Origin of the sequence: Rhodohalobacter sp. 8-1, assembly GCF_038150125.1 — a bacterium.
In the GTDB taxonomy this organism is placed as follows: domain Bacteria; phylum Bacteroidota; class Rhodothermia; order Balneolales; family Balneolaceae; genus SW132.
The window spans coordinates 1-1,652 of sequence record NZ_JBBVMF010000049.1 but is presented as its reverse complement, the minus strand read 5'-3'; the positions used below and the strand labels follow the sequence as shown (position 1 = coordinate 1,652).

Genomic DNA, 1,652 nt, shown 5'->3' with positions numbered 1-1,652 from the left:
TCCTGACTTCCGCATTGGGACACCCTGCTAAAAGTTGAATAAATCAGCCAACATTCGTTGCTCCTCATTCAGGATTAGCGTTTGATGTAGCTCCTCCTTGTTCAACGGTGTGACGACTTTTATGGCGTAGATCGTTTTTGCGATGTCGATGGCTTTGTCCGGACTCAGCTTTGTTTTCTTCACTTTTAACTGCCGATCCAGCTCTTTGTAAATCTTGTATGCCACAAATGCGATACAAATATGAGCCTCAATCCTGCGTTGAAGCCTGTGATAAACAGGTCTGATTTTTAAGTCTGTCTTCGAAATTCTAAAGGCCCGTTCTATCTTCCATAAATGCCCATAATTCTCAATCACCTGGTCTTTGCCGAGCGTGGAGTTGGTCAGGTACCCTTTTAGCCCATCCCATTTGGCATCGTCTTCAAATTTCTCCCGATCAATACTGATCGATACATCTCCTTCCAACCTCAGATATTTATTGTAGCCTCTGTTGTTGATGTTGGCTTTGGTGAGCTTCCCGGATGTGATCCGTTTTTCCAGCTTTTGCAGGCCTTTTTCCGGTTGCGTTGATCTTTGCGTGCTCGTTTGTCACTATAGCTGATAATCAATCGTATGGCGTCGTCTTTGTCAATAACGCTGCTTTGGTTGTTGGTCAACGACAACCCCAGAATCTGGTTTCTGATGGCTTTCGCCTCGTTTTTGATCCGCGCCCCCAAAATAAACTCATAGCCGTTGTCCTGCAGGCCGGCAATGTTGGACTTGGACAGCAGGCCCGAATCGGCAACGATCACCAGCTTGTCAAGGCCGTACCTTTCCTTGAAGGCATTCAGTACCGGCAACATCGTGTGGCCTTCAAAAGTATTGCCCTGAAAGATGTCGTAGGCCAGTGGGTAGCCATCCTCGCTGACCAATAGGCCCAGGACAATTTGTGGACGGTGATGTTTCCCATCCTTACTAAAGCCGGTTTTGCGCAGTTCATCTTCACCATCAATGTCAAAATAAAGAGTCGTTACATCGTAAAATACCAACCGTATCTCCTTGCCCAGTACCTTCCGCGTATGGCGATAGCTGATCTGCTGAACCGTTTCCTTTTGAGTGTTGTAGAGCTTATCCATATACCGGTAAATGGCATCCTCATCAACAGAGATCCCATGATATTTTTGCAGATAGTCGGTGGTTCTGAGCTTGCTGGCAGGAAAACACAGCCTGGCTAATACCAGCCTGCGAAACAGCTCATCGTCAATCTGGTTGAAGCCGATCTGGTCAAAAAGTCGGCCAAGCAGTAGCTCCGTCCCGGCTATCGTGACGCTTTGAATGCCAGAAACGAAAGATTGGTACAGCTGTTTCTCATCATGAGAATCAAGCTCGGCTTGCCCCAGATGATGGCTGATCCATTGGTGAGCACGACGAATCAGCCGATCGATCTGCTGTAGATCATCTGAGCTGCCAATGGTTTTTACCACCTTGTAGCTGCCCGAGCTTTTATCAATGACTTGAACACTGGTGCTTCCACTTGTATTGGGTTTCTTACGTACAAACATGTATCGAAAATACGCCAAAAAAAGATCGGGACACCCAAACATTATTTTTTTGGGCCGTAAGTCATTAAAAAACAATGCCGATATTTTTCACATTAAAAAAGTGCGGAAGTCAGG

The 1,652-nt window shown here is 46.2% G+C and carries 1 pseudogene; it reads right to left on the bottom strand.

Going from position 1 to position 1,652, the window contains the following annotated elements:
• Window positions 1-27: 27 nt before the first annotated feature.
• Window positions 28-1,538 (bottom strand): annotated as a pseudogene (locus AABW11_RS19940) (IS1634 family transposase).
• Between the last annotated feature and the right edge of the window lie 114 nt (window positions 1,539-1,652).